Source organism: Ruegeria sp. BHSB058 (genome assembly GCF_059613285.1).
Genome location: NZ_JBXWSF010000168.1, coordinates 1 through 2,601 on the forward strand (window position 1 = coordinate 1; position 2,601 = coordinate 2,601).

Annotated in this window: 5 protein-coding genes; 2 read left to right on the forward strand and 3 right to left on the reverse strand. The window is 56.2% G+C overall.

The annotated features are described in order from the left end of the window. The coding region (rpsJ, locus tag AC2FNB_RS21015) for a 30S ribosomal protein S10 (RefSeq protein WP_496748673.1) at nucleotides 1-232 on the reverse strand (232 nt) is incomplete at its 3' end. A gap of 285 nt (nucleotides 233-517) precedes the next feature. Here rpsJ and AC2FNB_RS21020 point away from each other — a divergent pair. Together AC2FNB_RS21020 and AC2FNB_RS21025 are read left to right on the forward strand one after the other, a co-directional pair. Further along, nucleotides 518-904, forward strand: coding sequence for a transposase (locus AC2FNB_RS21020; RefSeq protein ID WP_496748674.1), 387 nt, complete (start codon nucleotides 518-520; stop codon nucleotides 902-904). Beyond that, on the forward strand, nucleotides 871-1,476 hold the full coding sequence (locus AC2FNB_RS21025; protein WP_496748677.1) for an IS630 family transposase: 606 nt from the start codon (nucleotides 871-873) through the stop codon (nucleotides 1,474-1,476). The genes AC2FNB_RS21020 and AC2FNB_RS21025 overlap by 34 nt, the downstream gene beginning before the upstream one ends. Before the next feature lie 12 nt (nucleotides 1,477-1,488). Here AC2FNB_RS21025 and AC2FNB_RS21030 read toward each other — a convergent pair whose 3' ends face one another. Further along, nucleotides 1,489-2,055, reverse strand: coding sequence for a hypothetical protein (locus AC2FNB_RS21030; protein WP_496748675.1), 567 nt, complete (start codon nucleotides 2,053-2,055; stop codon nucleotides 1,489-1,491). A gap of 227 nt (nucleotides 2,056-2,282) precedes the next feature. Then, a partial coding sequence (locus AC2FNB_RS21035; protein WP_496748676.1) for an EF-Tu C-terminal domain-related protein occupies nucleotides 2,283-2,601 on the reverse strand: 319 nt, incomplete at its 5' end.

Consider the following 2,601-nt stretch of genomic DNA (forward strand, 5'->3'; position numbering starts at 1 on the left):
CAACGATGTCGAGCAGACGCTTGTGCGTGCGGATCTCGAACTGGTCGCGGGATTTCTTGTCAACGTGAGGGCCACGGAGAACCGTGAACTTCTCGATCTTGTTCGGCAGCGGGATCGGGCCGCGCACGTTCGCGCCGGTCCGCTTGGCAGTGTTGACGATCTCTTGCGTGCTGGCATCCAGAACGCGATAGTCAAATGCCTTCAGCCGAATACGGATATTTTGGCTTTGCATAGTAACAGCCTTTTATCAGGCGTTGGGGTTGAGAGGAGGACAGACGCGCATCGCCAACCCTCTTCGAACCCAAAAGGCGGGAATCACCCCGCCTTGACGTTCTTGCTGAGAACTCGCGCGTGATAGTGGGGTTGGTGGGGTTTGGCAAGGGGTAAATGGGTTCGAAGCGGTAGTAACGACTCCACTCGCATCATTCCCACGCTAAAGCATTTCGACTGAAACCTGAATCGCGGGGGGTTCCCATTGAGGTTCGGGTGTGATTCATCCTGTTTGGGAGGATGGATCATGTCAGCACCTTTGCCGTTGGCGTTTCGGACGCGCTTTCAGAGATTGATTGAAGAAGGGTTAAGTGGGCGCGCGGCAGCGTTGCGCTTGCGGCTTTCGCCCGCCACAGGCGCGCGTTGGGCGCGTCAGGTTCGGACCAGAGGTCATGCGAACCCCGCGCCCCAGGGGCCTCCGCGCGGTCGGAGAAAGCTGGCGCCACATCGGGCATTCTTTGAGGAACTGATCGCCCAGGACCCCAACATTTCGCTCTTCGAACTGCGCGACGCATTGGCGGAGGCGGAGGGCGTTCAGGTGCATCACTCGTCGATTGCCAACCTGCTGTCCCGGCTCGACTTCACGTACAAAAAAAGTCGCTGGTCGCGACCGAACGCCGCCGCGCCAAGGTAAGGCAGCAACGCGCAGATTGGTTCAAGCACCGCCTGCCTGCCATTGCTGCACTGTCGGATCGTGTTGTGTTCATTGATGAAACAGCCGTGAAGACGAACCTGACCCGCCTGCGCGGCAGGGCCAAGCGAGGTCAGCGCCTGACGATGGACGCACCATTTGGAAGCTGGGGAACACAGACGCTGATCGCCGGGTTGACGCAGGATGCATTGATTGCGCCGTGGGCTATCAAGGGGGCGATGGACGGTCCGACCTTCGCGGCCTACATCCGCGAGGTGCTTGTCCCGGAGATCGCACCCGGGACGGTGGTCATCCTCGACAACCTGTCGACGCATCGCAACAGAGAAGCCGCGAAGGCCTTGCGTGACCACGGCTGCTGGTTCCTCTACCTGCCGCCATACTCACCTGACCTGAACCCGATTGAGCAGGCGTTCTCGAAGCTCAAAGCTCACCTGCTTCGGGTCGGTGCGCGCACCTTCACCGATGTCTTCAGCGCCATCGCGGCTATCTGCGACCTCTACCACCCAACCGAATGCTGGAACTACTTCAAGGCTGCCGGATATGTCTCAAGTTAAATCCGTAACGCTTTAACTTTCAACTAGGGCTATATCCATTCCGTTCTTCGCACGTGCGGCAAGTAGCATTTTCCTAACTTCTTGCCGCCGATCACTTCCAATAGGGATGCCCCATTTTTTATTCCCCGCATAGCAATCGAGGATCCGACCCAAGTGCCCTGAAACTGATCGTCCTCGAAGTCCGGTGAGCGTAGTACCCTGCATACCTTCAATTTGCGCTTTGGAATATACTGACACACCATTTCGTTCGTAGATCCAAACATAATTCCCTTTGGAGCCGATATGCTTAGTCATCTTTTTGCAGGACTCTTTGAGTTCATCCATGTCTACGCTGCGATCATATTTTGCTTGGATTAAAACTCCTTTGTCGAAACCGCTATCTCCGTCCAGCGAGAAGGAAAGAAAGATGTCAGCACCAACAATTTTTTCGATTGATCTCGGTCCCCGGTCCGGCAGGGATTGTCCGGTCACACGAATAGAGTACGGACCAATCTGAACACCGTCGATTTTATCCTCAAGGCGTTGGCAAATGCGAGATGATATTTCGGGCTCTTGCGTGGTACTCACGCCGTTGTCCAAGTCCGAATAGAGGTCTCCTACCAGATCATCTATCGCATTGCCAATTTTTGCAGCAACTTCGTTCCTGATTTTCTATCAATCATATTAGGTGAAATCCTGAAAATTGTCTTAACTTCTTCAATTCGAAGTAGGTTGAAGACAGGTTGTGCGACCAATCAAAAGGCCGCCCCTTATGGAGCGGCCTTCTTTAGTTCACCGATGTGCCGGGCTGAAGCCCGGCCTACGGATTATTCAATAATCTTCGACACGACGCCGGCACCGACGGTGCGGCCGCCTTCGCGGATGGCGAAGCGCAGGCCGTCTTCCATCGCGATCGGTGCGATCAGCTCGACGGTGAAGCCGACGTTGTCGCCCGGCATGACCATCTCGGTGCCGGCCGCCAGCGTCACGGTGCCGGTCACGTCGGTGGTCCGGAAGTAGAACTGCGGACGGTAATTCGCGAAGAACGGGGTGTGACGGCCGCCCTCTTCCTTGGTCAGGATATAGGCTTCGGCTTCGAACTTGGTGTGCGGGGTCACCGAACCCGGCTTGCACAGCACCTGGCCA

Bases quoted from the DNA above. Each gene is read 5' to 3' on its own strand.
- AC2FNB_RS21020 (WP_496748674.1), top strand. From the start codon at position 518: ATGTCAGCACCTTTGCCGTTGGCGTTTCGGACGCGCTTTCAGAGATTG.